The organism is Pseudalkalibacillus sp. Hm43, from assembly GCF_051842935.1.
Classification (GTDB): domain Bacteria; phylum Bacillota; class Bacilli; order Bacillales; family Fictibacillaceae; genus Pseudalkalibacillus.
Genome location: NZ_JBPXRR010000004.1, coordinates 1 through 23,679, shown reverse-complemented (window position 1 = coordinate 23,679; position 23,679 = coordinate 1). Strand labels below are relative to the sequence as shown.

The following is a 23,679-nucleotide window of genomic DNA, read 5'->3' as shown; positions in this document are numbered from 1 at the left end:
CTAGAAAAAAACATAGCAACGCCTTATTTGTGTTGGCGGTTGCTCATCTATCTTTCAACCCTGGCAGATGACAGTGTAAGAGCGGATCCTGATTCAGAATCCATCTGAACGTCATATGTACCAGAGGAAAAAAGAAAAACTTGGCTAGTGCCAAGCTCAAACAGCGGCAATAGCCTTAAATCCTAAAGGCTTACTAAAGGCTCTTGCACAAACTCTTTGAAAGTAGCGTTTCACCACTTTCATAAGGTGCAAAAAGAAAAAAAGGGTCATATAACCTCATTTTTTCCAAACAAACAAATGATTATACTATTTTTCCCATACCTTTTGATTTTTATGCAATTTTCAACGTAAAAATCAGGCTGGTGAAAATACACGTATCTTTGGCATTTTATAATATTACCATAGACCCAAAATCGAGTCAACATCTTTTCGAACGAATGATATAGTAGCCTTTTTTCCTTTCTACCATTTCTACTTCATCGAAAATGGATTCCAATTTATCCATTGCAGATGGAGCCCCTTGTTTCTTTTGGATCACAATCCACAATTCCCCTCCAGGCATAAGGTGGTCGTATGCTTTTTCAAAAATGGCATGCACCACATCTTTACCGGCACGAATCGGTGGATTGGTAAGGATACAACTATAATTTGTTTCTTTCACGTTTTCAAACAAATCGCTCTGATAGATTTCTACGTTGTTGATCTGGTTACGATCTGCATTCTTTTTTGAAAGTTCGATCGCCCGTTCATTCACATCTACCATCGTCACTTTGGTTTCAGGATACGACGCCGCTAGCGACAAGCCGATCGGTCCATATCCGCAGCCCATATCGAGCATGCCCCCTGTAACTTGCGGTTTCGTGAAAGATTCAATCAACAAACGGCTGCCAAAGTCTACTTCATTCTTCGAAAACACACCAGAATCTGAGTAAAAACGGATCGTTTTCCCCCTCAGTGTAAAAGACCAATCTTTTCGATTGCTTTCTGATGTCGGTTTGTTTGAGTAATAATGATCTCCCATATTGCCATCTCCTTAGACAATGCGATCATAGGCTTCTATCATTCTTTATGACTCTTTTCATGGTTTCATATACCTTTATAACGATTTCTCCGAAATCATTTTTTAAAGAATCATCAACTCTAGTTCAAACGAGAGTTGATTCTTTTACATGAAAAAAGCCCGCGTATCACGCGAGCTTCTTTTGTAAAGTAATTCGTAGAATTACTTAAGTTCGATCGTTGCTCCAACTTCTTCAAGCTTAGCTTTCATTTCTTCAGCTTCTTCTTTAGCTACGCCTTCTTTAAGTGGCTTAGGAGCTCCGTCAACTAGTTCTTTAGCGTCTTTAAGTCCAAGACCAGTGATTTCACGTACTACCTTGATAACTTTGATCTTAGAAGATCCAGCACTTTCAAGGATTACGTCGAATTCAGACTTCTCTTCAGCAGCACCTTCAGCAGCGCCACCAGCTACAGCTACAGGTGCAGCAGCAGTTACTCCAAATTCTTCTTCGATTGCTTTTACTAGATCGTTAAGTTCTAGTACAGACATTTCTTTGATTGCATCAATGATTTGCTCTTTACTCATTGTGAAAATCCTCCTATTAATTCTTATTAGTTTTATTTAAACAAACGATTCGGTCAATCTGAAATTCAGATTATGCACCTTGCTCTTCTTTTTGATCTGCAACAGCCTTCGTAGCCAATGCGAAGTTACGCATTGGTGCTTGAAGTACGCTAAGCAACATAGAAAGAAGTCCTTCGCGAGATGGAAGTTCCGCAAGTGCTTTGATGTTTTCAACAGATGTGATTTGTCCTTCAACCACACCAGCCTTGATAACAAGTGCTTCGTGCTCTTTTGAAAAGTTGTTCAAAATCTTCGCTGGAGCTACAACTTCGTCTTCACTGAAAGCGATCGCTGTAGGACCAACTAGAGTTTCGTTCAACTCAGCAAGACCAGCTTCTTCAGCTGCACGACGAGTCATCGTGTTCTTGTATACCTTGAAAGTGACACCAGCTTCACGAAGTTGCTTACGAAGTTCTGTAACTTCTGCAACATCTAAACCACGGTAGTCCACAAGGATTGTCGTTTTGCTGTTCTTCAATTGATCAGCAATTGTTGAAACCAACTGTTTCTTTTGCTCAAGTACGCTCATTTCTACACCTCCTGTTATTTCATACCGTAGTGATTTTCATCATGTAAAAAGCCTTCATGTCAGTAGACATGAAGGCGTAGTGTTATAAAATCATAGCAATGTATGAAATCCCAACACACCTCGGCAGGAAATTAAGCGATTGTTCGCACCTACTGTCTACGGTATGACCTATTCAATTTCCAAAAGCAATTATAACCCGGGTGTGCGAGAATGTCAACAGCTTATTTTACGTTGAAGCTGTTTGGTGTAACTTTGATTCCAGGTCCCATTGTAGAAGCGATCGCAATGTTCTTGATGTAAGTTCCTTTAGCAGCTGATGGCTTCACTTTGATCAACGTGTCGATGATCGTAGTCAAGTTCTCAGTAAGCTTTTCGTTATCGAAAGAAACTTTCCCGATTGGTACGTGAACATTACTTTGCTTGTCTACACGGTACTCGACTTTACCAGCTTTGATTTCTTGAACAGCTTTTTCAACTTCGAATGTTACTGTTCCAGTTTTCGGGTTCGGCATCAAGCCTTTCGGTCCTAGGACACGTCCAAGCTTACCAACCTCTCCCATCATGTCTGGTGTTGCAACGATTACGTCGAACTCGAACCAACCTTGGTTGATCTTGTTGATGTAATCTGCATCTCCAACATAGTCAGCTCCTGCAGCTTCTGCTTCCTTCGCTTTTTCACCTTTTGCAAATACAAGAACACGTTGTGTCTTACCAGTTCCGTTAGGAAGTACAACTGCTCCACGTACTTGTTGGTCAGCTTTCTTAGGGTCAACCCCAAGGCGGACAGCAACTTCAACTGTTTCGTCGAAGTTCGCTGGAGCTGCTTTTTTCACAAGCTCAATTGCTTCGTTTGCGTCATATTGAACGGAACGATCAACAAGCTTCGCAGCTTCTTGATACTTCTTTCCTTTTTTAGCCAATTTAATTTCCTCCTTAATTGTGGTTTTTACGGAATATCCTCCCACTTTTGCGCCTGTTCGGCGCCATAAGAAAGGTTGCGAAGCTCGCAACCTTATGTGCTATGCATGATTAGTCTTCGATTACAATACCCATGCTGCGCGCAGTTCCTTCTACCATTCTCATGGCAGCTTCAACGTCTGCAGCGTTAAGGTCAGGCATTTTCGTTTCAGCGATTTCTTTCACCTTATCACGCTTCACCGTCGCAACTTTGTTGCGGTTCGGCTCACCGGAACCTGACTCGATACCTGCTGCTTTCTTCAACAAGACTGCAGCTGGTGGAGTTTTTGTAATGAATGTAAATGAACGGTCTTCAAACACCGTAATTTCAACCGGAATAATCATACCAGCTTGATCAGATGTACGAGCGTTAAACTCTTTACAGAATCCCATGATGTTAACACCTGCTTGACCCAATGCTGGTCCTACTGGTGGTGCTGGGTTTGCTTTCCCTGCTGGGATTTGCAATTTAACTACCTTAATTACCTTTTTAGCCACGTGACACACCTCCTTAGTCCGTGATGTGGTATATTGGGCTCTTTTGGCCCTCCCACTCATAAAAACGAGCCTTCAGATTTCGAAAGCTCCCCGTTTTGTTTTATCGGGTTATTTCAAACATTAAAATTCTATCATTTCTTTTTGTGTTTTTCAACGGTTTCTTAAAAATTCCTTACCATCCCGTTAGAACAGCTATAAGAAATGACAGAATCCATACTTACTTAAGTCAGTTTATCGACCTGTGTAAAGCCAACCTCAACCGGTGTTTCACGGCCGAACATGTTGACGTGGACTTTCAGCTTTTGTTTGTCGGCATCTATATCTTCTACAGAGCCAACGAAATTCGCGAAAGGACCTTCTTTGATCTTGACGCTTTCTTTAATCTCAAAGTCTACTTCAGCTTTCGGCTTCTCCATACCCATGCTATGAAGGATACGGTCCACTTCTTCCGGTAAGAGCGGCGTCGGCTTTGAGCCTGACCCAGTCGAACCTACGAACCCAGTCACTCCAGGTGTATTTCGTACGACATACCAAGAATCATCTGTCATGACCATTTCCGTCAAGACATATCCAGGGAAAACTTTCTTCATAGCTGTTTTCTTTTTGCCGTTTTTGATTTCTGTCTCTTCTTCTTGCGGGACGAGCACGCGGAAGATCTTGTCCTCCATACCCATTGACTCAACGCGTTTTTCCAGATTCGCTTTAACTTTATTCTCGTATCCAGAATACGTGTGTACTACATACCATCTTTTTTCCATAACTTGTGAGGACATGGTCGTCCTTTCCCTCCCAAACGGATTTACTTTACCATTGTAGCCATTTGTATTTCAGCTTAATCAGCTAGATTCTAGTTTTCCAGGAATGTTTCAATTACCCAACTTAATCCTAAATCAATTACAGTAAAGAATAAAACGATAAATAACACAGTCGTAATGACCGTGATCGTATAACGAGTCAATTCCTTACGGTTTGGCCAAGAAACACGCTTCAGTTCCTTGACGACATTTGAGAAAAATCTACCAGTCTTTTGTACAATTCCAGCCATCATCTTACCCCCAGAATAAATTGGTTATGATAAAAACTCATTAAAACATTCCGCTTTGCCTACGCTTCGTGAATAACAAGTCTAAAATGAAAAACTATTGCTGAATACAGGCAACACGGTTCTATTTATTTGAAAATTGATCGGATTTTATTTCGTTTCACGGTGCACAGTGTGCATTTGGCAATGCTTACAGAACTTCTTCATTTCAATACGACCTTGATCGCTGTCCTTGTTCTTCGCAGTCGTATAATTTCGTTGTTTACATTGTTCACATGCAAGTATCATTTTCGTGCGCATCTGTAACCCTCTCCAGAAAACCGTTAGACCCGAATCAAGTCCGAGTTTTATCCATACTATGTCCATTTTATGCTATACACTTTATCATAGGGGTATAGTCCTGTCAACGCGTCCTGAACGTTCCAAGCCTGTTGTAACAAGAGTTTTCCTGCGTTGATTTCATCGAAATTCACTCGTTTTCCGCGGGTGAACCGCGAGCCTCCTCACTTCCACAGGATGTGGTGGCTTCGACGTTCATCACAGGACGTGATGGTGTTTAGTCGAAGATCCTATACTCGTAAATTCCGTTTGAAATCAACAGTAATGGTTGTTCAGTACTTACCCCAAGAAAAAAACAGGGAAGGATCCCTGTCGAAGTATTCTTACATTTTAAATTACACTTTTCCCTGCTTGAAGCGGTAGGTCATAAGCCGACTTCTCTAAGCTCAAGATACCTTTCCAACTTCCGTTTAACCCGTTGCAGGGCATTGTCGATTGATTTCACGTGACGATTCAAATCAACAGATATCTCTTGATAAGATCGCCCATCTAAATACAACATCAAAACTTTTCGTTCCAAATCACTCAGAAGCTCCCCCATTTTGAGCTCGATATCATCAAATTCTTCCTGATTTATGATCAGCTCTTCGGGGTCTGTTACCCTTGATCCACATATGACGTCTAGTAACGTTCGGTCCGATTCTTCATCGTATATTGGCTTATCAAGTGATACATATGAATTCAGCGGAATGTGTTTTTGTCTCGTTGCCGTTTTAATGGCGGTGATCATCTGGCGGGTGATACAGAGTTCAGCGAAGGCTTTGAAAGAAGAAAGCTTGTCCTCTTTAAAATCACGGATAGCCTTATACAGACCAATCATACCTTCTTGAATGATGTCTTCGCGATCAGCACCGATCAAAAAATAAGACCGTGCTTTAGCGCGGACGAAATTCTTATACTTGTTGATTAAGTATTCAAGTGCGGCGCTTTGTCCTTCGTGAACCTGCTCCACAATCGACTCATCTTCAAGCTCGTCAAATTCCGGGTGTACAATCTCTTTGAGTTCTGTGCTCACGAGAATCCCTCCGACCATGGCGACCTATATATAGAAATATTATACAGTAGGCATTCGACAAACGTCAACCGCTCAACGGTCCCCTCGGCGCCATTTTTCAAAAATTTCAGCCACTTCATCGGATAAAGTCAGGCTGGATGACCGACGTTGTTTCTTCATGTCATCCACCTGTCTGCTGATCCTTTTTTCGATCTGATTTACTTCTATAGCAAGCTCTCGCGCCGATTTCCTAAGCGCTCCGAGACCGAAAGTTACCCATTGTTCCAGGAAGTCAGAAGTCGCTACATGGATCTTTGTGCGTATGTCTTTTAATTCTTTTGCTAATTTTTCAATTCGCTCATCTGCTGATTCATTTTCTTTTGTAAAAATGACCTCGATCCGGTAATTCTTATATTTCGTCTCCGTCCCTGGGACGAAGTGTGCATCGAAAACGACAATGACTCTCATGCCCGTATACGCCTGATATTCAGCCATCTTGTCCACCAGAATGTCACGTGCGGCTGCAAGGTCTTTCTCTCTTAAAACTCTGAGCTCCGGCCAATCCCCTATCATGTTATAACCGTCTACCAAGAGAATTTCCATTGTTATTCCCCTGCTGACATGCGCTGACGATAGACCTCGTACATGAGTAGACCGGCTGCAACCGATGCGTTCAGAGACGTTACTTTCCCCTTCATCGGTAATGAGACGAGGAAATCACACTTTTCCTTTACGAGTCTGCCGATTCCTTTACCTTCACTTCCGATTACAAGGCCGATCGGCATATCATACCGTGCTTGTGTGTAATCTTGATCACCTTTTGCATCAGTAGCGACAAACCAGACACCTCTGCCTTTCAAATCTTCAATGGTCCGGGCGATGTTGGTTACACGGACAACAGGTATATATTCGATTGCACCTGTAGATGATTTGGCAACGGCAGAAGTCAGTCCAACCGCTCTTCGCTTTGGAATGATGACGCCATGTGCACCTGATGCATCCGCCGTCCGTAAGATAGAACCTAAGTTATGTGGATCTTCGATTTCGTCCAATACGAGGAAAAACGGATCCTCGTTCCGCTCTGATGCTAGTTGGAAAATGTCTTCGATGTCCGCATAATCATAGGCCGCGACATAAGCCAATACACCCTGGTGATTGACGCCTTCTGCTAAGGTGTCGATTTTCTTTTTCGGGACATATTGGACTTGGATCCGCTCTTTCTTTGCTAAACTGATGACTTGTCCGATTGAACCTTTCTGAGCCCCTTCTGCCACCATGATCTTATTGATATCCCGACCAGATCGAAGGGCTTCGAGGACTGGATTACGTCCGATTACAATATCGTTATTCAACTGATTTCCCTCCTTCTGCTTGTTCAATGATCGAGATGGATTGACGAATGATATCATCCATACGTTCTTGTTCTTGTGACAAATAAAGAAAACCGATCAAGGCTTCAAAAGCCGTCCCGTAACGGTATGTCTGTATATCGGTGTTCTTTGGTACTGCGCCCATCTTACTGTTCCGCCCGCGGCGGACAACCCCTTGCTCCTCTTCTGAAAGTTCCTGTTGCTCAAGCAACGCTAAAATAGCGATCGCTTGAGCCTTTGCAGAAACATATTTTGTAGCAAGTTTGTGGAGTTGTTGTGGTTTGACCTCACCTTTTCCTAACAAGTAAGAACGGATATATACTTCAAAGACGGCATCTCCCATGTAAGCGAGAGCTGATGATTTTAATAATTTTGGATTGGAGACTGCTCCACTGTATGGTTCCTTCATGATTTTCGTTTCCACCTGACACCTTGTGGAGTATCCTCCAGGATGATCCCTTGGTCAGCGAGATCGTCACGGATTTGGTCTGCGAGTTGGAAGTTCTTTTCTTTACGCGCTTGATTCCGTTGTTCTATCAAGGACTCGATTTCTTCATCCAACAAGTCTTTTGCTTGCTTCAATTCAAGACCCAACACATCGCCGAATTCATCAAAGAGTGCAACGAAACGCTCCAGCACCTTAACTGTCGTATTTTCCTCTTGAAGGTAGACGTTAGCCTCTTTCGATAAGTCGAACAATGTTGCAATGGCATTTGACGTGTTAAAATCATCGTCCATCTCTTCGATGAATCTTAATTTGTACTGGTCGATCTTTTCAAGCCATTTCTCATTTTCAAGACCAAGATCCGCACTATGTGTAATACGATGTTCGAGGTTTTCAACAGTCGTACGGATACGTTCGAGACTCGTCTTGGCGCTTTCCAGCAGTTCATCCGTAAAGTTGATCGGATGACGATAATGGACGTTCAACATGAAGAATCGGAAGGCTTGTGGATCATACTTTTGGATCAAATCGTGCAGTAAAATAAAGTTGCCAAGAGATTTGGACATTTTTTCATTATTGATATTGATATACCCGTTATGCATCCAATAATTCGCCATCGTCTTCTCATTGAGCGCTTCGGATTGGGCGATTTCATTTTCATGGTGTGGGAATGACAAGTCCTGCCCACCCGCATGGATGTCAATTGTATCCCCAAGATACTTCTTCACCATCGCCGAGCACTCGATATGCCAACCAGGTCTCCCTTGCCCCCATGGGCTCTCCCAATAGATTTCTCCCTCTTTCGCAGCTTTCCAGAGAACAAAGTCTAGTGGATCTTCCTTATTCTCTCCCACTTGAATTCTTGAACCTAAGCGGAGTTCGTCGATGGATTGATGAGAAAGCTTACCATACTCATCGAATTTTTTCGTACGGAAATAGACATCGCCTCCAGAAGCATATGCATAATCTTTCTCCACGAGCTTTTCAATGAATGCGATGATGTCTTCCATCGTATCCGTCACCGTCGGATGGAGATCCGCTTTTCTTACGTTCAGAGCGGAAGTGTCTTCGTGATAGGCTTCAATGAATCGTTTGGACAATGTCGGCACTTCTTCGCCTAGTTCATTCGCAGCTTTAATGATTTTATCATCGACATCGGTAAAATTAGAGACGAAATGTACGTCATACCCTCGATATTCCAAATAGCGACGAACCGTATCGAAAACGATTGGAGGGCGGGCATTTCCTATGTGAATATAGTTGTAAACGGTAGGTCCGCACACGTACATCTTTACTTTTCCTTCTTCGATCGGTTGGAAGGTTTCTTTTTGTCGTGTCAAAGTATTATAAATTTGTATGCTCAATTGTGCCCACTCCTTTTCATTTGTTCGATTTCTTCTTTCAAACGTTCCAATTCATTTTCCATCTGCTTGAATTTATCCGAAACAGGATCGGGTAATTTATGATGGTCCAGATTGCCTTTGATTTTGACGCCATCCTGAATGACGACTTTCCCCGGTATACCGACGACAGTAGAATTCGGCGGTACATCTTGCAAAACAACAGATCCGGCACCGACTTTAGAATATTGCCCGATTGTAATCGAACCCAAAACCTTCGCACCTGTTGCAACCAATGTATGATCCTCAAGTGTCGGGTGACGTTTCCCTTTTTCTTTTCCGGTCCCGCCTAATGTCACGCCCTGGAACAAGGTGACATTATCGCCGATTTCACACGTTTCCCCGATGACGACCCCCATGCCATGGTCGATAAAACATCGTCTACCCACCTTCGCTCCAGGGTGGATTTCAATTCCGGTGAAAAAACGGCTGATTTGGGATATGACACGAGCAAGAAAGAACATTTTCTTTCTCCAGAACAGATGTGCAAACCGATGCGCCCAGATCGCATGCAAGCCGGAATAGGTCAAGATCACCTCGAAATAACTACGGGCAGCTGGATCCTGGTCAAACACCACATCGATATCTTCCTTCAAGGTCTTAAACATGAACGTCACGCCTCCTCTCGAGTATTTTCTATGATTATCAGAATGATGATCAGTGATTTCTTTCAAAAATAAAGTTTAACGATACTTCCTTTGCACCAATGGCACCACTGAAATAAGGACACCTTCGAGTATTCTTCACTGCTCCCCTTTAAAAAAATCTTTGACGAGTGTAACGAGTATCTATTGGGTAAATTGAATACGTCAAGTTTACTTGTAAGGATTCATTTAGACCCAATAGATGTAAAGGGGAGCAGTTTTGAACCGAAAATAAAAAAACGCCTCTGTGACAACAAATCACAGAGACGCTTACGGCGCGGTCCCACTCTGTTTAGAAGAATCAAAACAACCCTTCCCTCTCAGGCTTCCTCTAACGGTGGAAGAACCGCCCCCACCTACTCTATTTCAACAGGGGTCTCTGAGGTGCATTTCAAGAGTCGACCTTTAGACCACTTTCACCATATGTGGCCCTCTCTGAAAAAGGAACGAGCTTCTTTACTTCTCCTCATCGTCGATTTAACGTTTCATGTTTTCTTTACTATATTATATTTTATTCAAAATGTGTATTATTTACTTCGCAAATTGTTGAACCGCTTCATCCAGTCTTGAAAGGACGACCTCTTTTCCAAGTAGAGAAAGAGAGTCTGGCAGTTCAGGTCCGTGGGTTTGCCCAGTCGCAGCGACACGAATCGGCATGAACAACTTCTTGCCCTTGTGACCAGTCGCTTTTTGTGTTGCTTTGATTGCAGCTTTAATTTCAGCAGGCTCGAACGTTTCCATCGGTTGAATTTGATCTTTCAATCCATTCAACACTTCCGGAACTTGCTCTTCACTTAAAATCTCCGCTGCTGCATCGTTGTATGCAACCGATTTGTTAAAGAAGAGCTCAGTGAGAACTACGATTTCCGCACCATGAGAAAGTTGCTCTTGATAAAGAGATACGAGCTTCTTCACCCACTCGTCTTCTTCAGGTGTACGATCTTCTGAAATGCGACCCGCTCGCTCCAAGTGAGGCACAGTCAACTCAAGAACACGATCAAAGTCTGCATTTTTGATGTACTGGTTGTTCATCCACTCGAGCTTCTTCGTATCAAAGACAGCTGCTGCTTTGGACAGACGGTCTGCATCAAAGATTTCAATGAACTGCTCTTTCGTGAACAATTCTTCTTCTCCTTTTGGAGACCACCCAAGTAGTGCGATGAAGTTGAAGAGTGCCTCAGGCAGGTAGCCAAGGTCTTCATATTGCTCGATGAACTGGATCGTAGACTCATCCCGTTTACTTAACTTTTTACGATTTTCATTAACGATCAATGTCATATGTCCGAATTTCGGTGGTTCCCAGCCGAATGCTTCATAGATCATGAGCTGTTTCGGTGTATTGGAAATATGATCATCCCCACGCAATACATGGCTGATCTTCATATGGTGGTCGTCAATCGCAACCGCATAGTTATAAGTCGGGATGCCATCTTTTTTGACGATGACCCAATCTCCGATACCATTCGATTCAAATGTCACTTTCTCTTTGACGATATCGATGAATGAATATTCTTTGTCACGAGGAACCGCAAAACGAATACTCGGTTTCCTTCCCTCACTTGCAAGTCTTTCTTGCTCCTCTTCTGTCAGATGACGGCATTTCCCGGAGTAACGTGGCATTTCTCCACGTGCTTGTTGAGCTTCTCTTTCCTGCTCAAGTTCTTCCTCAGTACAGTAACATTTATATGCAAGACCACGGTCTAGAAGATCTTGATAATGTTCACGGTAAATATCAAGACGTTCCATTTGTCGGTATGGTCCATAATCTCCACCAACATCAACGCTCTCATCCCAATCGATTCCGAGCCATTTCAAATAGTTCAGCTGGCTGTATTCTCCGCCTTCCACATTTCGTTTCTGGTCGGTATCTTCAATACGGATGACGAATGTTCCGTTTTGACTGCGTGCGAATAAATAGTTGAATAGCGCTGCACGTGCATTTCCTATATGTAAATGTCCAGTCGGGCTTGGCGCATAACGTACTCTAACTTGATCTGACATGAGTTCATCTCACCTTCCACATTCTTTTGTTGATAGTTTATCATAGTTCAAAATCGTAAACCTATGTATGTCCAACAGGTTTATTTTTCCATAAGCACAACCGCTTGTGCTGCAATTCCTTCGCCTCTACCGGTAAAACCGAGTTTCTCAGTTGTCGTCGCCTTCACGTTCACTTGATCGAGTTCCGCTTCTAATAGTTCAGCAATTACTTTACGCATGTCGGAAATGTGCGGCGCCATCTTAGGTTGTTGTGCAATGATCGTCGCATCTACATTCCCTAGGGAGTAGCCTTTCTCTTTCGCTAATTGGTAGGCACGTTCCAATAGAATCTTAGAATCAATGTCCTTGAAATCGGCGCTCGTATCAGGAAAATGCTTTCCAAGATCCCCTTCCCCGATCGCTCCAAGAACGGCATCTGTAATCACATGCAATAATACATCGGCATCGGAATGACCGAGCAATCCTTTTTCATGCGGAATGGTGACTCCACCGATAATCAATGGTCTTCCTTCTATCAACTGATGTACATCGAATCCTTGTCCAATTCTAAACATTGCTTTGCTGCTCCTCCCTCTCACGGATGATCGCTTTCGCGAACAATAGATCTTCTTGTGTCGTCAGTTTGATATTCAGATAATCCCCCTGGACGATTGAAACTTCATATCCGATATGTTCCATTAAGCTTGCATCATCTGTTCCAAGATATCCATTCTTCACAGCTCGTTCGTGTGCTTCCAGAATTAGAGGCAGATGAAAAGCTTGTGGGGTTTGAACCCCCCACAAGCTACTTCTGTCTACAGTCTTGACGACTTTTTGCTGTTCAATTTGCTTGACCGTATCCTTGATCGGCACACCGAGTACAGCGGCTCCGCTATCTACAGTTTCCAACACAAGGTTGTGTATCGACTCGATGGAAACGAACGGGCGGGCACCATCGTGGATCAGCACGAGCGGATTATTTTCAACTGCCTTCAAACCTTCAAAGACACTATGCTGACGTTCCTTTCCTCCAGGAACAATTTTATCCACTTTATTCACTTGATGCTGATCGACGAGAAGACGAAGGTCATCCAACTCATTCTCATTTCCGACCAAGATAATCCCGCTACACCATTCATCCTCCTGAAAAATGCGTAAGGTATGAATGATCAATGGTGTGCCATCCAGCATCAAAAACTGTTTATTCTTTCCTGCCTGCATTCTCTTCCCTTGACCTGCAGCAGGTATGACTACGACATAATCCACGATTTCTCATCTACTTTCAGAAAGAATTACAATGCCTTTTCCAACAACTTAGGCTTTGCAAAAATCATTCGACCAGCAGATGTTTGCAAGACACTCGTGACGAGGACTTCGATAGTTTTACCAATGTAATCCCGACCATCTTCAACGACGATCATCGTTCCGTCATCAAGATACCCGACACCTTGGTTCTGCTCCTTGCCGTCTTTAATGACCTGTACATTCAACTCTTCACCAGGTAGGACGACCGGTTTGACAGCATTGGCTAAATCATTGATATTGAGGACCGGTACACCCTGGAACTCACATACTTTGTTCAAGTTATAGTCATTTGTTACGACCATACCTGATACGAGCTTTCCGAGCTTGACCAGTTTACTATCCACTTCTTGAACGTCCTCGAAGTCGCCTTCATAGATTTCAACTTTAATGGCGAGTTCTTTTTGGATCCGATTGAGGATATCCAAACCTCTTCGACCGCGATTTCTTTTCAGAACATCCGATGAATCCGCAATGTGCTGCAATTCTTCCAGGACAAATTGTGGGATGACAATCGGACCTTCCAGAAATCCTGTCTGACAAACATCTGCAATTCTACCGTCAATTATGACACTCGTATCAAGGATTTTCAACACGCTGCTGTTCTCTGACTTTCCTTCTGCTTCCGCTTCCTTTTTCTTGTTGGCAAAGCGGGCTGACGTAAACACATTCACAAGCTCTTCACGCTTTTTAAACCCGAAACGGAAACCGATATAACCTAGAAGGGCTGTACAGAAAAAGCCGATGACATTCACGACGATACTGAGCTCCATACTATTCAAAGCGAACATCGCGAGATAAGCGACGACCAATCCGAAAATAAGACCGAATGAACCGAACAACACATCTGCGACAGGTGCTTTCATCAATGATTCTTCAATCCATTGAATGAAACCGACAATATAATCTGCTAACCAAAACGTGCTGACAAAGAATAATAATGCGCCAATGATCGAACCGATATAAGGTGATGTTATAAAACCAGGTAAATCTCCTAAATTGACCAAATCATTTAATATTAGAATAAGTTCAGGTACATATAAATAACCTAGTGTTCCACCAACGATAATGAAAAATAATTGAACAATTCGTTTCAGCAAAATTGTTCACCTCCTTCTCTTCATTATAGACATTTCAATAGATTTGAAACCTGCTTATCTCTAATTTTACATAAAATAACATGTAAATTACAAACCTTTTGGGCAAGTTCTTCTCTTCCAAATTTCCTCAAATATGACGATCAAGGAATAATTGCTCCTGAATCCGCTTCAGGCCGTCTTTAATCTTACGGGCACGGATTTCTCCGATGCCTTCTACATCATCCAGCTCCTCAATCGATGCCTTGAGTGTCATTTGTAAATGTTCAAAATGGTGGACCAGATTTTCAATGATCAAAGACGGCAGACGAGGAATCTTATGGAGTATACGATACCCTCTAGGCTTGACTGGTTCTTCATAGATATTCGAAGATGGCAGGTAGCCTAATAACCGCACAATCGCATTTTCTTCTAACAATTCTTCACTGGAAAGCTTCTTCAACTCATTGAGGATGTAGAACGGGTCGACTTTTGAATCCTTTGAATAATCTTTGATGATCAGAGCGGCTTCCGACTCAATGTTCGCGACGAGTTCTTCCATTTGCATGCTGATCAGTCGCCCTTCGGAACCAAGCTCGTTTACATACTTGATGATTTCATTCCGGATGCGCAGCACCATTTCAATCCGATGGATAACCTGTGATACTTCCTGGAAAGTAACAAGTTCTTCAAACTCTAATGCGCCAAGATCAGTCAAGCTCTGATCAAGGACAGACTTGTATTTTTCCAATGTCTGTAAGGCCTGATTCGCCTTGGTTAAAATCACACCGATATCTTGAAGGGAATAACGGATATGCCCTTGATATAAGGTGATGACACGTCTCCGTTGAGAGATGGATATGACCAAATTCCCAGTTTGCTTCGCAACGCGTTCTGCCGTCCGGTGACGAATTCCCGTTTCTTTCGATGGAATCGTTGTATCGGGGATCAGTTGAGTATTGGCATATAAAATCTTGTTTCCTTCGTCATTGAGGATGATTGCACCATCCATTTTCGCTAGCTCGTATAAATAAGCGGGAGAGAAGCGACAGTTGATTGAAAAGCCGCCATCAACGAGTTTTTGCACTTTCTCGTTAAAACCGACAACGATCAATCCACCTGTTTCAGCACGTAACACGTTGTCAATCCCATCACGCAATGGTGTTCCCGGTGCAACATATTGTAGCATTTTACTTACGATCAACTCCCTCATCGCAGTATCCATACGTTATCCTCCTTGTGTATGACGTAGTGCATCCTGGACAGTCGCTACACCTACCACTTCAATGCCTTTCGGTACTGTCCATCCACCAATGTTCTTCTCTGGAAGAATGACACGTTTGAATCCGAGCTTAGCCACTTCATGGACTCTTTGCTCGACACGAGACACTCTTCGTACCTCTCCTGTCAAACCGATCTCGCCGATAAACACATCTGTCGGGTTCGTTGGTTGATCCCGAAAGCTCGATGCGATACTCATAGCAATCGCTAAATCAATGGCTGGTTCATCCAGACGGACCCCTCCAGCGACATTTACGTAAGCATCTTGATTCTGCATCAATAAGCCGACTCGTTTTTCAAGGACGGCCATCAATAACGAGACTTTATTATGGTCGATTCCGTTCCCCATCCGTCTCGGGTTACCAAAGCTTGTCGGTGAGACCAACGCCTGAATCTCGACCAGGACAGGTCTCGTACCTTCCATAGAAGCGACGATCGCAGAACCTGCCGCTCCGTTCGAACGTTCCTCCAAAAAGACTTCAGAAGGGTTTTCTACTTCATCCAACCCTGCCTCTTTCATTTCAAAGACTCCGATTTCATTCGTCGATCCGAACCGGTTTTTCACCGCTCTTAAAATCCGGTACGTATGGTGCCGTTCTCCTTCGAAGTAAAGGACCGCATCAACCATGTGCTCAAGCAATCTCGGTCCGGCAATGGACCCTTCCTTCGTAACGTGTCCGACAATGAACGTGGCGATTCCATTCGACTTGGAGATTCGCATGAACTGGGAGGTACATTCCCGGACTTGCGATACGCTCCCTGGAGCAGAGGTCACTTCGGATCGATAGACCGTCTGAATCGAGTCGATGATCAACAATGTCGGTTTAATGTCTTGTATCGCCTTCTCGATGAGATCCATATCGGTTTCAGCATGGACATAGAGCTGGTCTTGATTGATTCCAAGCCGCTGTGCCCTGAGCTTCGTCTGTTTGATTGATTCTTCTCCTGAAATATACAAGACTCGTTGAGAGGATTCTGCAAGTTTTGCTGAGGCCTGTAATAGCAACGTCGATTTCCCGATTCCTGGGTCCCCGCCGACAAGGACTAGGGAGCCAGGCACGACACCGCCACCTAGTACTCTGTTCAACTCATTGATCCGCGTATCGATTCTCGGTTCTTTTTCGCTCTTGATTTGAGAGATCGGTTCAGGTTTTTGACTTGTCGTATTCCCCGTCTGAAAGGATCTTCTATGCCCTTTATCCGGCTGGATGATTTCTTCGACCATCGTATTCCATTTATTACAACCAGGACATTTCCCCATCCACTTAGGTGAATCGTACCCACAGTCCTGACATAAAAACACGGTTTTTTTCTTAGCCATTATTACTATTCCCCATTTCCCTGACATCTTCCGTATCGTTTTAAGTTACTGCCATCATATCACAAACGCGTCAGGGAACACCTTATATATGTATTGTATTCGATAATCTCGAGCATATGGGTAAAACCGCTCGATTGTTATAAAGTGTTAAGGAAATGAGACCTGTCCTTGTCAGGCGTAATTGTTGATGGTAATGGGAATTCCCATCCAATAAAAAAGCCAGACACCACATATGGTGCCTGACATTTTTTATGATTTCTTTACGTACCTGCTCCGACCGTATTCACTGTGAAGTCATTGTTCTCCACATCGATCTTGACGGTTTGCCCTTTTGCGATGGTTCCTCTGAGCAACTCTTCAGAGAGGCGGTCTTCAATCTGACGCTGCAATGCACGACGTAGTGGACGTGCACCATAGTCTGGATCGTAGCCTTCATCCGCAATCTTATCAAGCGCTGCATTCGTCAACTCGATATCTATGCCTTGTTCAGAAAGCCGCTTCTGAAGCTGGTTCGACATCAAGCTGATGATGTGCTTGAGGTGTTCTTTTTGAAGCGTATGGAACACGATTGTCTCATCGATACGGTTCAAGAACTCAGGACGGAATGCTTTTTTCATTTCATCCATGACCTTCGATTTCATGTTTTCATACTCTTGGTTCTCAGATTGTGCTGTGAATCCAAGACTCTTACCTCGCTTCAACGTACTTGCTCCGACGTTGGAAGTCATGATGACGACGGTGTTTCGGAAGTCTACCGTGCGTCCTTTCGAGTCTGTCAGACGACCATCTTCTAGCACTTGAAGTAAGATGTTGAACACTTCAGGGTGCGCCTTTTCGATTTCATCCAGAAGGATGACGGAATATGGGTTACGACGGACCTTCTCGGTGAGCTGGCCGCCTTCTTCGTGACCGACATACCCTGGAGGTGAACCGACAAGACGGCTCGTTGTATGTTTTTCCATATACTCGGACATATCGATACGGATGATGGAATCTTCATCTCCGAATAACGCTTCCGCCAGCGCTCTCGCCAATTCCGTTTTACCGACCCCTGTTGGTCCTAGGAAAATGAAGGAACCGATCGGTCGTTTCGGATCTTTCAAGCCTGCGCGTGCTCGACGGATCGCTTTGGAAATCGCCTTCACCGCTTCGTCTTGACCGATAACGCGGTCATGCAAGATGGATTCCATATTCAATAGTCGTTCCGTTTCCTCTTGCTTCAGCTTGGATACCGGAATTCCAGTCCAGTTTGCTACAACAAGCGCAATATCTTCTGGAGTCACTTCTGTATTTTCTTGTCCTTGTTTTTCTTTCCAGCTGTTTTTCGTCGTTTCTAGCTCTTCTCTCAACTTCTGTTCGGAGTCTCTGAGAGATGCTGCTTTTTCGAACTCCTGACTTTGGACAGCTGCGTCTTTTTCCTTACGTACACCTTCGAGTCGCTGTTCAAGCTCTTTAAGATTCGGTGGTGCTGTATAAGAGCGTAAGCGAACTTTAGAAGCCGCTTCATCAATCAAATCAATCGCCTTATCCGGAAGGAAACGATCGGAGATATAGCGGTCTGATAGTTTGACAGCTGCATCGATGGCATCATCTGTAATCGTCACCCGATGGTGTGCTTCATAACGGTCACGTAGCCCTTTCAGAATTTGAATGGATTCATCATTGTTCGGCTCATTGACTCGGATCGGTTGGAAACGACGCTCCAATGCCGCATCCTTTTCAATGTATTTACGGTATTCATCAAGTGTCGTCGCTCCGATACATTGCAACTCACCGCGAGCTAACGCAGGTTTAAGGATGTTGGAAGCATCGATTGCACCTTCTGCTCCCCCCGCTCCGATCAACGTATGAAGCTCGTCGATGAAGAGAATGATGTTACCGGCCTGACGGATCTCATCCATGACCTTTTTCAGACGGTCCTCAAACTCACCACGATATTTGGTACCCGCAACGACTGTACCCATATCGAGTGTCATGACGCGCTTATCACGTAACGTTTCTGGTACTTCGTTATTGATGATCTGTTGCGCCAAGCCTTCTGCAATCGCAGTTTTACCAACACCTGGCTCTCCGATCAGTACCGGATTGTTCTTCGTACGACGGCTCAACACCTCGATGACACGTTCAATTTCCTTGCTTCGGCCGATGACAGGGTCAAGGCTACCATCTCGAGCAACAGCCGTCAGGTCTCTTGCAAGACTATCAAGTGTCGGTGTATTCGCATTGACTGATGAACCTCCAGCTGAAGAGGAAGATTCATTGCTACCAAGAAGCTGCAATACTTGTTGGCGAGCTTTGTTAAGGCTGACTCCAAGGTTATTGAGGACGCGCGCTGCTACCCCTTCTCCTTCACGGATCAAACCTAATAATATATGTTCTGTACCCACATACGAGTGGCCGAGTTTACGAGCTTCATCCATTGATAGTTCGATGACTTTCTTCGCTCGTGGAGTATAGTGGATCGTTTGAACCGACTCCTGACCTTTACCGATGAGGGTTTCTACTTCTTTTTGAATCTTTTCAGGACTTAAACCAAGAACAGAAAGTGCTTTTGCAGCTATTCCTTCGCCTTCACGAACCAGGCCGAGCAGGATATGCTCTGTACCTACATTATTATGACCTAAACGAATCGCTTCTTCTTGTGCAAGTGCAAGTACCTTTTGAGCTCGTTCAGTAAAACGTCCAAACATCATCGTGATCACCTTCCTATTCGTTGTTCTTCTCTAACTTCAATCTTTCGCGAATCAATGTAGCACGTCGGATATCCCTCTGATCCGGGGTCAATGTCTCCCCCGCATACTGTTGTAGAAATCCAGGTTGGGTAAGTATCATTAGTTCATTCAATATTTTCCGTGAAATCCCTTCTATCATTTGCAAATCAATTCCGAGTCTAACATCCGACAAGCACTTCGTCGCTTCTTTCGACTGGATGATTCGACTGTTTTCGAGGGTACCCAGGGAACGGTATACCCGGTCTTCAAGCTGTATTCTCGAGGTTTCGAGCAAGTTATTTCTGGCTGCTCTCTCTTCCTCAATGAGCTGCATGACGACTCCTCTTAAATCTTCGACAATATCCTGTTCTGATTTACCGAGGGTCATCTGGTTGGAAACTTGGAAGACGTTACCTTGTGCTTCGCTTCCTTCACCATAAATTCCTCTTACGACAAGCCCTAACTGGTTGATCGCGGGGACGATCCGATGCATCTTCTGGGTCATGACCAGTGCGGGTAGATGCATCATGACAGAAGCTCGCATTCCAGTACCGACATTGGTCGGGCAGCTCGTTAAATATCCATGCCTTTCATCAAACGCATAGTTCACCTTTTCCTCAAACCAATCATCGATTCCACTCGCTAATGTCAGAGCTTCCGATAATTGAAAACCTGGGAAAAGACATTGGATGCGAATATGATCCTCTTCATTGATCATGATGCTGATCGATTCATCCTCACTCATCAAAACAGCTGAATGCTTTGGTTCATCAGCAAGGTTCGGGCTGATCAAATGTTTTTCGACGAGCACTCGTTTTTCGATCGGTTTCAATTGATCCACATCGATATACGATAAGCTGCCTACACTACCATATGCCTGATTTTCATAATGATTGCGGATTTGTTCGTTCACTTCTTTGGACTGTTGCTCGTTTGCAACCAGGGGAAAGACGTGATTTTCGAGATTACGGGCTAACCGGATCCGACTGCTCAATACAATATCCGAGTCTGGTCCTTCCCGTTTCATCCATGGACTGATGGCTTCACTCATGAATCTTTTCAACGACACCGTCAATCCCTCCCCTCAAGCCGCTTTTGCATAGAACGGATTTGGTCTCGTACATGTGCTGCTTCTTCAAACTCTTCTTCATTAATGAGCTGTTGTAATTTTTGTCTAAGCTGATCGATTTTTTTCCGTTCCAACAAATCATTTCCTAGACGTTTCGGAATTTTCCCTGAGTGGTCCGTGTTGCCTCCATGAATCCTTTTAAAAACCGGATCGAGTTTCGATGCGAATGTCTTATAACATTCCGTACACCCGAACCGACCGATTTTCGCGAACTCAGGATACGTCATGCCACACTTCGAACACTGAGTGACCTGTTTGCTTCGTGGCGCAGCATTGGTCTCATTAAGTGGTTGTTCAAAATTCAATAACCCCGACAGCAAGTTATGAATCGAGAACGAATTAGAGCCTGGTATGAAGTCCCCTTTTTCCTTTGCACACTGTTCACAAATATGGAATTCGTTCTTTTCCCCGTTAATGATTTTCGTGAAGTGCAAAGTTGCTGGTCGTTGTTGACATTCTTGACAATACACGCCTTACACTCCCCTTTTTAGTTCTTATACTTTAAGCTGTAGATCATGGATTTCATCAGGTTTGCTCTGAGTTCATCTCGGTAAGGAAGCACGATATTGATGGTGGATCGATCGATTACACTCTTCATCAACCTTGCTTCACGTATACTGATGATTTGTTCTTCTAACAATCTATAAATGATGTTTTCAGCGGCAGACTCACTGATGCGGTTCTTAATCAATTTAAGGATCTGATCGAGCAGGATTGTCGTACTATCCGTCTCTACCTTAATGATCCGAATATATCCTCCTCCTCCTCTTTTACTTTCCACAATAAAGCCTTTCTCAATCGTAAACCGCGTATTGATTACGTAATTGATTTGTGAGGGGACACATTGAAACTTTTCAGCAATTTCACTGCGCTTGATCTCAATTTCCTTCTTGTTGCTTCCCTTTAAAATTTCTTTCAAATGCGCCTCAATGATGTCAGAAATGTTTTTCATCCCATCACAGCCCCTCCTTCTGCTCTGACTTTGACTTTCTTTGACTATAATTATATACAATTGGGTGCAAGTTGCAAAGTGTTTGATGTTTCTATTATAGACAGGGATTTTTTGTTATAAACTTTAGGTTTTGTTAAATTTGTTCGAAGCAGAAGGAAAGAAGATGCTTCCCGATTTTGCGGGAAGCATATGAAGAGAATGAGTGAAATTACTCTGTTGCAAATACTTTATGAACGTGATCGATCGATTGAATCTTGTCATATACTTCAGGAAGCTTTTTTGTGTTCGAAACTTGAATTTTAAAAGAATACTTTATCAATGAGGTCGATGCATCATTCGGATGATCGTCGATTGTCACGTGCGAGATGGGCACCTTGCACGATTCCAGTTCATTGATGATTAGAGAGAGTGGAACCTCTTTATTTTCTACAATCACCGTCACATGATGGAATCGCTGTTTACGTAGGTAGAGATCTTCAAATTTGTTTAAGAAAAGCAAGCTCAGGATCATGACAAATGTTGTGAAAATCGCTTCGTAATACATGCCGATTCCAACGACCAACCCTATACCTGCTACGACCCAGATGGAAGCAGCGGTCGTCAATCCTCTTACTGTAACGCCATGGACAAGAATCGTTCCTGCACCCAAGAAGCCGATTCCACTGACAACATAAGCTGGTAAACGGGATGGATCAAAGCCCTGGACTTGTTCATGTGTGGATAAGAAGTCTTCGAATCCGAATATCGATAAGAGCATCATGAGACAAGAACCTACCCCTACTAGCAGATGTGTACGGAATCCCGCAGGGTGTCGTTTGAACTCCCGTTCGATTCCGACGAGTCCGCATAATATAGCTGCGATGAGTAAGCGAACTGTAATGGTCACTGTTTTATCTGATATCCAATCATAGGATAATAAGTCCATTGTCATCTCTCCCAATATGTCTAATTATTATCATCTTATGGTTTATAGTATTCAATTATAGGCAATCGAGGGAAAAAGGTAAATGTGGAAGGTTGATTTCTTCGAAATTCAATCCCTTTCCGCGGGCGAACCGCGAGCCTCACTTCCACAGGATGTGGTAGTCTTTAGCCGATGATCCTTTACTTAATAACATTGGACCACGAGCTTAATAAAAATCTGGTTTTAAACCTAAAAGAATTGATTTAAAAGCGATTTATTACTCTTTGGAACTGTTTTTTGCGCAGAGGAGTAAAAATCACCTCTTTTGAAGAGAAAATGTTGTGGCATTTTCTCCCTTATTCCCTTCGTGAGAAGATTTTTGTTTCTCAATTGGGGAACTTTCAAGCTGACTTAGGGAATTTAGTAAAATGTTGCTACTTTTTCCTGCAATAAACGATGGATCTCATAGTCTCACTTCGATGATTAGACCTCCGAGCTTCTTTTGAAACACAAAAAAGAACAGCTTCGCAGCTGTCCTTTCGATGTGCCCGGCGATGTCCTACTCTCACAGGACTTGTACAGGATGTACTGACTTCGACGTTCAGCACAGGACGTGCTGGTACTTAGTCGAAGATCCTTTTAATAGTCCATTGACGCGCGAGCTTAACTTCCGTGTTCAGTCTTCGGCTTGCGATGAACGGCGGATCTCTTCGTCATCTGCACTCGCCTCCGTCCTCGCGTATATCATACGCTCCGGTCGTGGCTCTCTTGTTTCCTCGACCTCCTTGTTCCTCTCAACCCTCAACTTCGTAGCCTTTGGACCTTACGGTCCTTCTTTTGAAACACAAAAAAGAACAGCCTCATAAGGCTGCTCTGTTGTTGCCCGGCGACGTTCTACTCTCACAGGGGGAAGCCCCCAATTACCATTGACGCTGAAGAGCTTAACTTCCGTGTTCGGCATGGGAACGGGTGTGACCTCTTCGCCATCGTCACCAGACTATGAAGTTGAAGGAACCATTCCTTCAAAACTAGATAACGGTTCTTGAAAACATCTTCGATGTTTAAGTATTGTGGTTAAGTCCTCGATCGATTAGTATCTGTCAGCTTCACGTGTCACCACGCTTCCACACCAGACCTATCAACCTCATCATCTCTGAGGGATCTTACTCGCTTGACGCGAT

The 23,679-nt window shown here is 43.7% G+C and carries 25 protein-coding genes, 2 rRNA genes and 2 other annotated features; all 27 genes read right to left on the bottom strand.

Annotated features, from left to right (window positions below):
• Window positions 1-418: 418 nt before the first annotated feature.
• Window positions 419-1,021 (bottom strand): class I SAM-dependent methyltransferase, encoded by a 603-nt coding sequence (locus tag ACSVDE_RS18230; RefSeq protein ID WP_439302376.1) that lies wholly within the window; start codon window positions 1,019-1,021, stop codon window positions 419-421.
• A 201-nt stretch (window positions 1,022-1,222) separates the two neighbouring features.
• Window positions 1,223-1,585 carry a 50S ribosomal protein L7/L12 gene (rplL, locus tag ACSVDE_RS18225; protein ID WP_439302375.1) on the bottom strand — a complete coding sequence of 121 codons (363 nt, stop codon included), beginning with the start codon at window positions 1,583-1,585 and terminating at the stop codon, window positions 1,223-1,225.
• Between the two features lie 70 nt (window positions 1,586-1,655).
• On the bottom strand, window positions 1,656-2,153 hold the full coding sequence (gene rplJ / locus ACSVDE_RS18220; RefSeq protein ID WP_439302374.1) for a 50S ribosomal protein L10: 498 nt from the start codon (window positions 2,151-2,153) through the stop codon (window positions 1,656-1,658).
• Window positions 2,154-2,188: 35 nt separating this feature from the next.
• Window positions 2,189-2,333 (bottom strand) — a sequence feature (ribosomal protein L10 leader region).
• Between the two features lie 41 nt (window positions 2,334-2,374).
• A complete protein-coding gene (gene rplA / locus ACSVDE_RS18215; protein WP_439302373.1) occupies window positions 2,375-3,073 on the bottom strand; it encodes a 50S ribosomal protein L1 in 699 nt (232 codons plus the stop codon).
• A gap of 109 nt (window positions 3,074-3,182) precedes the next feature.
• Window positions 3,183-3,608: a 50S ribosomal protein L11 gene (gene rplK, locus ACSVDE_RS18210; protein ID WP_439302372.1), complete on the bottom strand. Its 426-nt coding sequence runs from the start codon at window positions 3,606-3,608 to the stop codon at window positions 3,183-3,185.
• A gap of 221 nt (window positions 3,609-3,829) precedes the next feature.
• Window positions 3,830-4,366, bottom strand: coding sequence for a transcription termination/antitermination protein NusG (nusG, locus tag ACSVDE_RS18205; protein ID WP_226552378.1), 537 nt, complete (start codon window positions 4,364-4,366; stop codon window positions 3,830-3,832).
• Window positions 4,367-4,455: 89 nt separating this feature from the next.
• Window positions 4,456-4,653 (bottom strand): preprotein translocase subunit SecE, encoded by a 198-nt coding sequence (gene secE / locus ACSVDE_RS18200; protein WP_226552376.1) that lies wholly within the window; start codon window positions 4,651-4,653, stop codon window positions 4,456-4,458.
• A 147-nt stretch (window positions 4,654-4,800) separates the two neighbouring features.
• Window positions 4,801-4,950, bottom strand: a complete 150-nt coding sequence (gene rpmG, locus ACSVDE_RS18195; protein WP_439302371.1) for a 50S ribosomal protein L33 — start codon at window positions 4,948-4,950, stop codon at window positions 4,801-4,803.
• Window positions 4,951-5,353: 403 nt separating this feature from the next.
• Window positions 5,354-6,004, bottom strand: a complete 651-nt coding sequence (sigH, locus tag ACSVDE_RS18190; protein WP_226552372.1) for an RNA polymerase sporulation sigma factor SigH — start codon at window positions 6,002-6,004, stop codon at window positions 5,354-5,356.
• A gap of 72 nt (window positions 6,005-6,076) precedes the next feature.
• On the bottom strand, window positions 6,077-6,586 hold the full coding sequence (locus ACSVDE_RS18185) for an NYN domain-containing protein (RefSeq protein ID WP_439302370.1): 510 nt from the start codon (window positions 6,584-6,586) through the stop codon (window positions 6,077-6,079).
• A 2-nt stretch (window positions 6,587-6,588) separates the two neighbouring features.
• On the bottom strand, window positions 6,589-7,335 hold the full coding sequence (gene rlmB, locus ACSVDE_RS18180; protein ID WP_439302369.1) for a 23S rRNA (guanosine(2251)-2'-O)-methyltransferase RlmB: 747 nt from the start codon (window positions 7,333-7,335) through the stop codon (window positions 6,589-6,591).
• The gene (locus tag ACSVDE_RS18175) at window positions 7,328-7,762 is read right to left on the bottom strand and encodes a Mini-ribonuclease 3 (protein ID WP_439302368.1); all 435 of its coding nucleotides are present in this window, start codon (window positions 7,760-7,762) and stop codon (window positions 7,328-7,330) included. Before ACSVDE_RS18175 ends, rlmB begins: the two co-directional genes overlap by 8 nt.
• Window positions 7,759-9,162 carry a cysteine--tRNA ligase gene (gene cysS, locus ACSVDE_RS18170; protein WP_439302367.1) on the bottom strand — a complete coding sequence of 468 codons (1,404 nt, stop codon included), beginning with the start codon at window positions 9,160-9,162 and terminating at the stop codon, window positions 7,759-7,761. Before cysS ends, ACSVDE_RS18175 begins: the two co-directional genes overlap by 4 nt.
• Window positions 9,159-9,806: a serine O-acetyltransferase EpsC gene (epsC, locus tag ACSVDE_RS18165; RefSeq protein WP_439302366.1), complete on the bottom strand. Its 648-nt coding sequence runs from the start codon at window positions 9,804-9,806 to the stop codon at window positions 9,159-9,161. Before epsC ends, cysS begins: the two co-directional genes overlap by 4 nt.
• Window positions 9,807-10,101: 295 nt before the next feature.
• Window positions 10,102-10,324, bottom strand: a binding site (T-box leader).
• A gap of 49 nt (window positions 10,325-10,373) precedes the next feature.
• Window positions 10,374-11,843 (bottom strand): glutamate--tRNA ligase, encoded by a 1,470-nt coding sequence (gene gltX / locus ACSVDE_RS18160; RefSeq protein WP_439302365.1) that lies wholly within the window; start codon window positions 11,841-11,843, stop codon window positions 10,374-10,376.
• Window positions 11,844-11,923: 80 nt separating this feature from the next.
• Window positions 11,924-12,397 (bottom strand): 2-C-methyl-D-erythritol 2,4-cyclodiphosphate synthase, encoded by a 474-nt coding sequence (gene ispF, locus ACSVDE_RS18155; protein WP_439302364.1) that lies wholly within the window; start codon window positions 12,395-12,397, stop codon window positions 11,924-11,926.
• Window positions 12,390-13,088 carry a 2-C-methyl-D-erythritol 4-phosphate cytidylyltransferase gene (gene ispD, locus ACSVDE_RS18150; protein WP_439302363.1) on the bottom strand — a complete coding sequence of 233 codons (699 nt, stop codon included), beginning with the start codon at window positions 13,086-13,088 and terminating at the stop codon, window positions 12,390-12,392. The genes ispF and ispD overlap by 8 nt, the downstream gene beginning before the upstream one ends.
• Before the next feature lie 26 nt (window positions 13,089-13,114).
• Window positions 13,115-14,224 carry a PIN/TRAM domain-containing protein gene (locus ACSVDE_RS18145; protein ID WP_439302362.1) on the bottom strand — a complete coding sequence of 370 codons (1,110 nt, stop codon included), beginning with the start codon at window positions 14,222-14,224 and terminating at the stop codon, window positions 13,115-13,117.
• 127 nt (window positions 14,225-14,351) lie between these two features.
• A complete protein-coding gene (gene disA / locus ACSVDE_RS18140; protein ID WP_439302361.1) occupies window positions 14,352-15,425 on the bottom strand; it encodes a DNA integrity scanning diadenylate cyclase DisA in 1,074 nt (357 codons plus the stop codon).
• Window positions 15,426-15,428: 3 nt separating this feature from the next.
• Window positions 15,429-16,802, bottom strand: coding sequence for a DNA repair protein RadA (gene radA, locus ACSVDE_RS18135; protein ID WP_439302360.1), 1,374 nt, complete (start codon window positions 16,800-16,802; stop codon window positions 15,429-15,431).
• A gap of 260 nt (window positions 16,803-17,062) precedes the next feature.
• Complete coding sequence (clpC, locus tag ACSVDE_RS18130; RefSeq protein WP_439302359.1) at window positions 17,063-19,495, bottom strand: ATP-dependent protease ATP-binding subunit ClpC; 2,433 nt, start codon at window positions 19,493-19,495, stop codon at window positions 17,063-17,065.
• A gap of 13 nt (window positions 19,496-19,508) precedes the next feature.
• Window positions 19,509-20,582 (bottom strand): protein arginine kinase, encoded by a 1,074-nt coding sequence (locus tag ACSVDE_RS18125; protein WP_439302358.1) that lies wholly within the window; start codon window positions 20,580-20,582, stop codon window positions 19,509-19,511.
• Between the two features lie 2 nt (window positions 20,583-20,584).
• Window positions 20,585-21,112 (bottom strand): UvrB/UvrC motif-containing protein, encoded by a 528-nt coding sequence (locus ACSVDE_RS18120; RefSeq protein ID WP_439302357.1) that lies wholly within the window; start codon window positions 21,110-21,112, stop codon window positions 20,585-20,587.
• Window positions 21,113-21,129: 17 nt separating this feature from the next.
• Entirely contained in the window at window positions 21,130-21,594 is a 465-nt protein-coding gene (locus ACSVDE_RS18115) for a CtsR family transcriptional regulator (protein ID WP_439302356.1), read from the bottom strand.
• A gap of 208 nt (window positions 21,595-21,802) precedes the next feature.
• Window positions 21,803-22,519, bottom strand: coding sequence for an MgtC/SapB family protein (locus tag ACSVDE_RS18110; RefSeq protein ID WP_439302355.1), 717 nt, complete (start codon window positions 22,517-22,519; stop codon window positions 21,803-21,805).
• A gap of 860 nt (window positions 22,520-23,379) precedes the next feature.
• Window positions 23,380-23,495 (bottom strand): 5S ribosomal RNA (rrf, locus tag ACSVDE_RS18105).
• A 73-nt stretch (window positions 23,496-23,568) separates the two neighbouring features.
• Window positions 23,569-23,679 (bottom strand): 23S ribosomal RNA (locus ACSVDE_RS18100); the annotation flags it as partial.

What these genes read in the sequence shown, in the direction of transcription:
- nusG (WP_226552378.1), bottom strand. Translation starts at nt 4,366, where the DNA reads ATGGAAAAAAGATGGTATGTAGTACACACGTATTCTGGATACGAGAAT.
- ACSVDE_RS18175 (WP_439302368.1), bottom strand. Translation starts at nt 7,762, where the DNA reads ATGAAGGAACCATACAGTGGAGCAGTCTCCAATCCAAAATTATTAAAA.
- gltX (WP_439302365.1), bottom strand. Translation starts at nt 11,843, where the DNA reads ATGTCAGATCAAGTTAGAGTACGTTATGCGCCAAGCCCGACTGGACAT.
- rpmG (WP_439302371.1), bottom strand. Translation starts at nt 4,950, where the DNA reads ATGCGCACGAAAATGATACTTGCATGTGAACAATGTAAACAACGAAAT.
- ACSVDE_RS18230 (WP_439302376.1), bottom strand. Translation starts at nt 1,021, where the DNA reads ATGGGAGATCATTATTACTCAAACAAACCGACATCAGAAAGCAATCGA.
- clpC (WP_439302359.1), bottom strand. Translation starts at nt 19,495, where the DNA reads ATGATGTTTGGACGTTTTACTGAACGAGCTCAAAAGGTACTTGCACTT.
- secE (WP_226552376.1), bottom strand. Translation starts at nt 4,653, where the DNA reads ATGGCTGGAATTGTACAAAAGACTGGTAGATTTTTCTCAAATGTCGTC.
- ispF (WP_439302364.1), bottom strand. Translation starts at nt 12,397, where the DNA reads ATGTTTAGAATTGGACAAGGATTCGATGTACATCAGTTGATAGAAGGA.
- rplL (WP_439302375.1), bottom strand. Translation starts at nt 1,585, where the DNA reads ATGAGTAAAGAGCAAATCATTGATGCAATCAAAGAAATGTCTGTACTA.
- rplJ (WP_439302374.1), bottom strand. Translation starts at nt 2,153, where the DNA reads ATGAGCGTACTTGAGCAAAAGAAACAGTTGGTTTCAACAATTGCTGAT.
- ACSVDE_RS18115 (WP_439302356.1), bottom strand. Translation starts at nt 21,594, where the DNA reads ATGAAAAACATTTCTGACATCATTGAGGCGCATTTGAAAGAAATTTTA.
- ACSVDE_RS18185 (WP_439302370.1), bottom strand. Translation starts at nt 6,586, where the DNA reads ATGGAAATTCTCTTGGTAGACGGTTATAACATGATAGGGGATTGGCCG.
- epsC (WP_439302366.1), bottom strand. Translation starts at nt 9,806, where the DNA reads ATGTTTAAGACCTTGAAGGAAGATATCGATGTGGTGTTTGACCAGGAT.
- disA (WP_439302361.1), bottom strand. Translation starts at nt 15,425, where the DNA reads ATGGATACTGCGATGAGGGAGTTGATCGTAAGTAAAATGCTACAATAT.
- ACSVDE_RS18110 (WP_439302355.1), bottom strand. Translation starts at nt 22,519, where the DNA reads ATGGACTTATTATCCTATGATTGGATATCAGATAAAACAGTGACCATT.
- radA (WP_439302360.1), bottom strand. Translation starts at nt 16,802, where the DNA reads ATGGCTAAGAAAAAAACCGTGTTTTTATGTCAGGACTGTGGGTACGAT.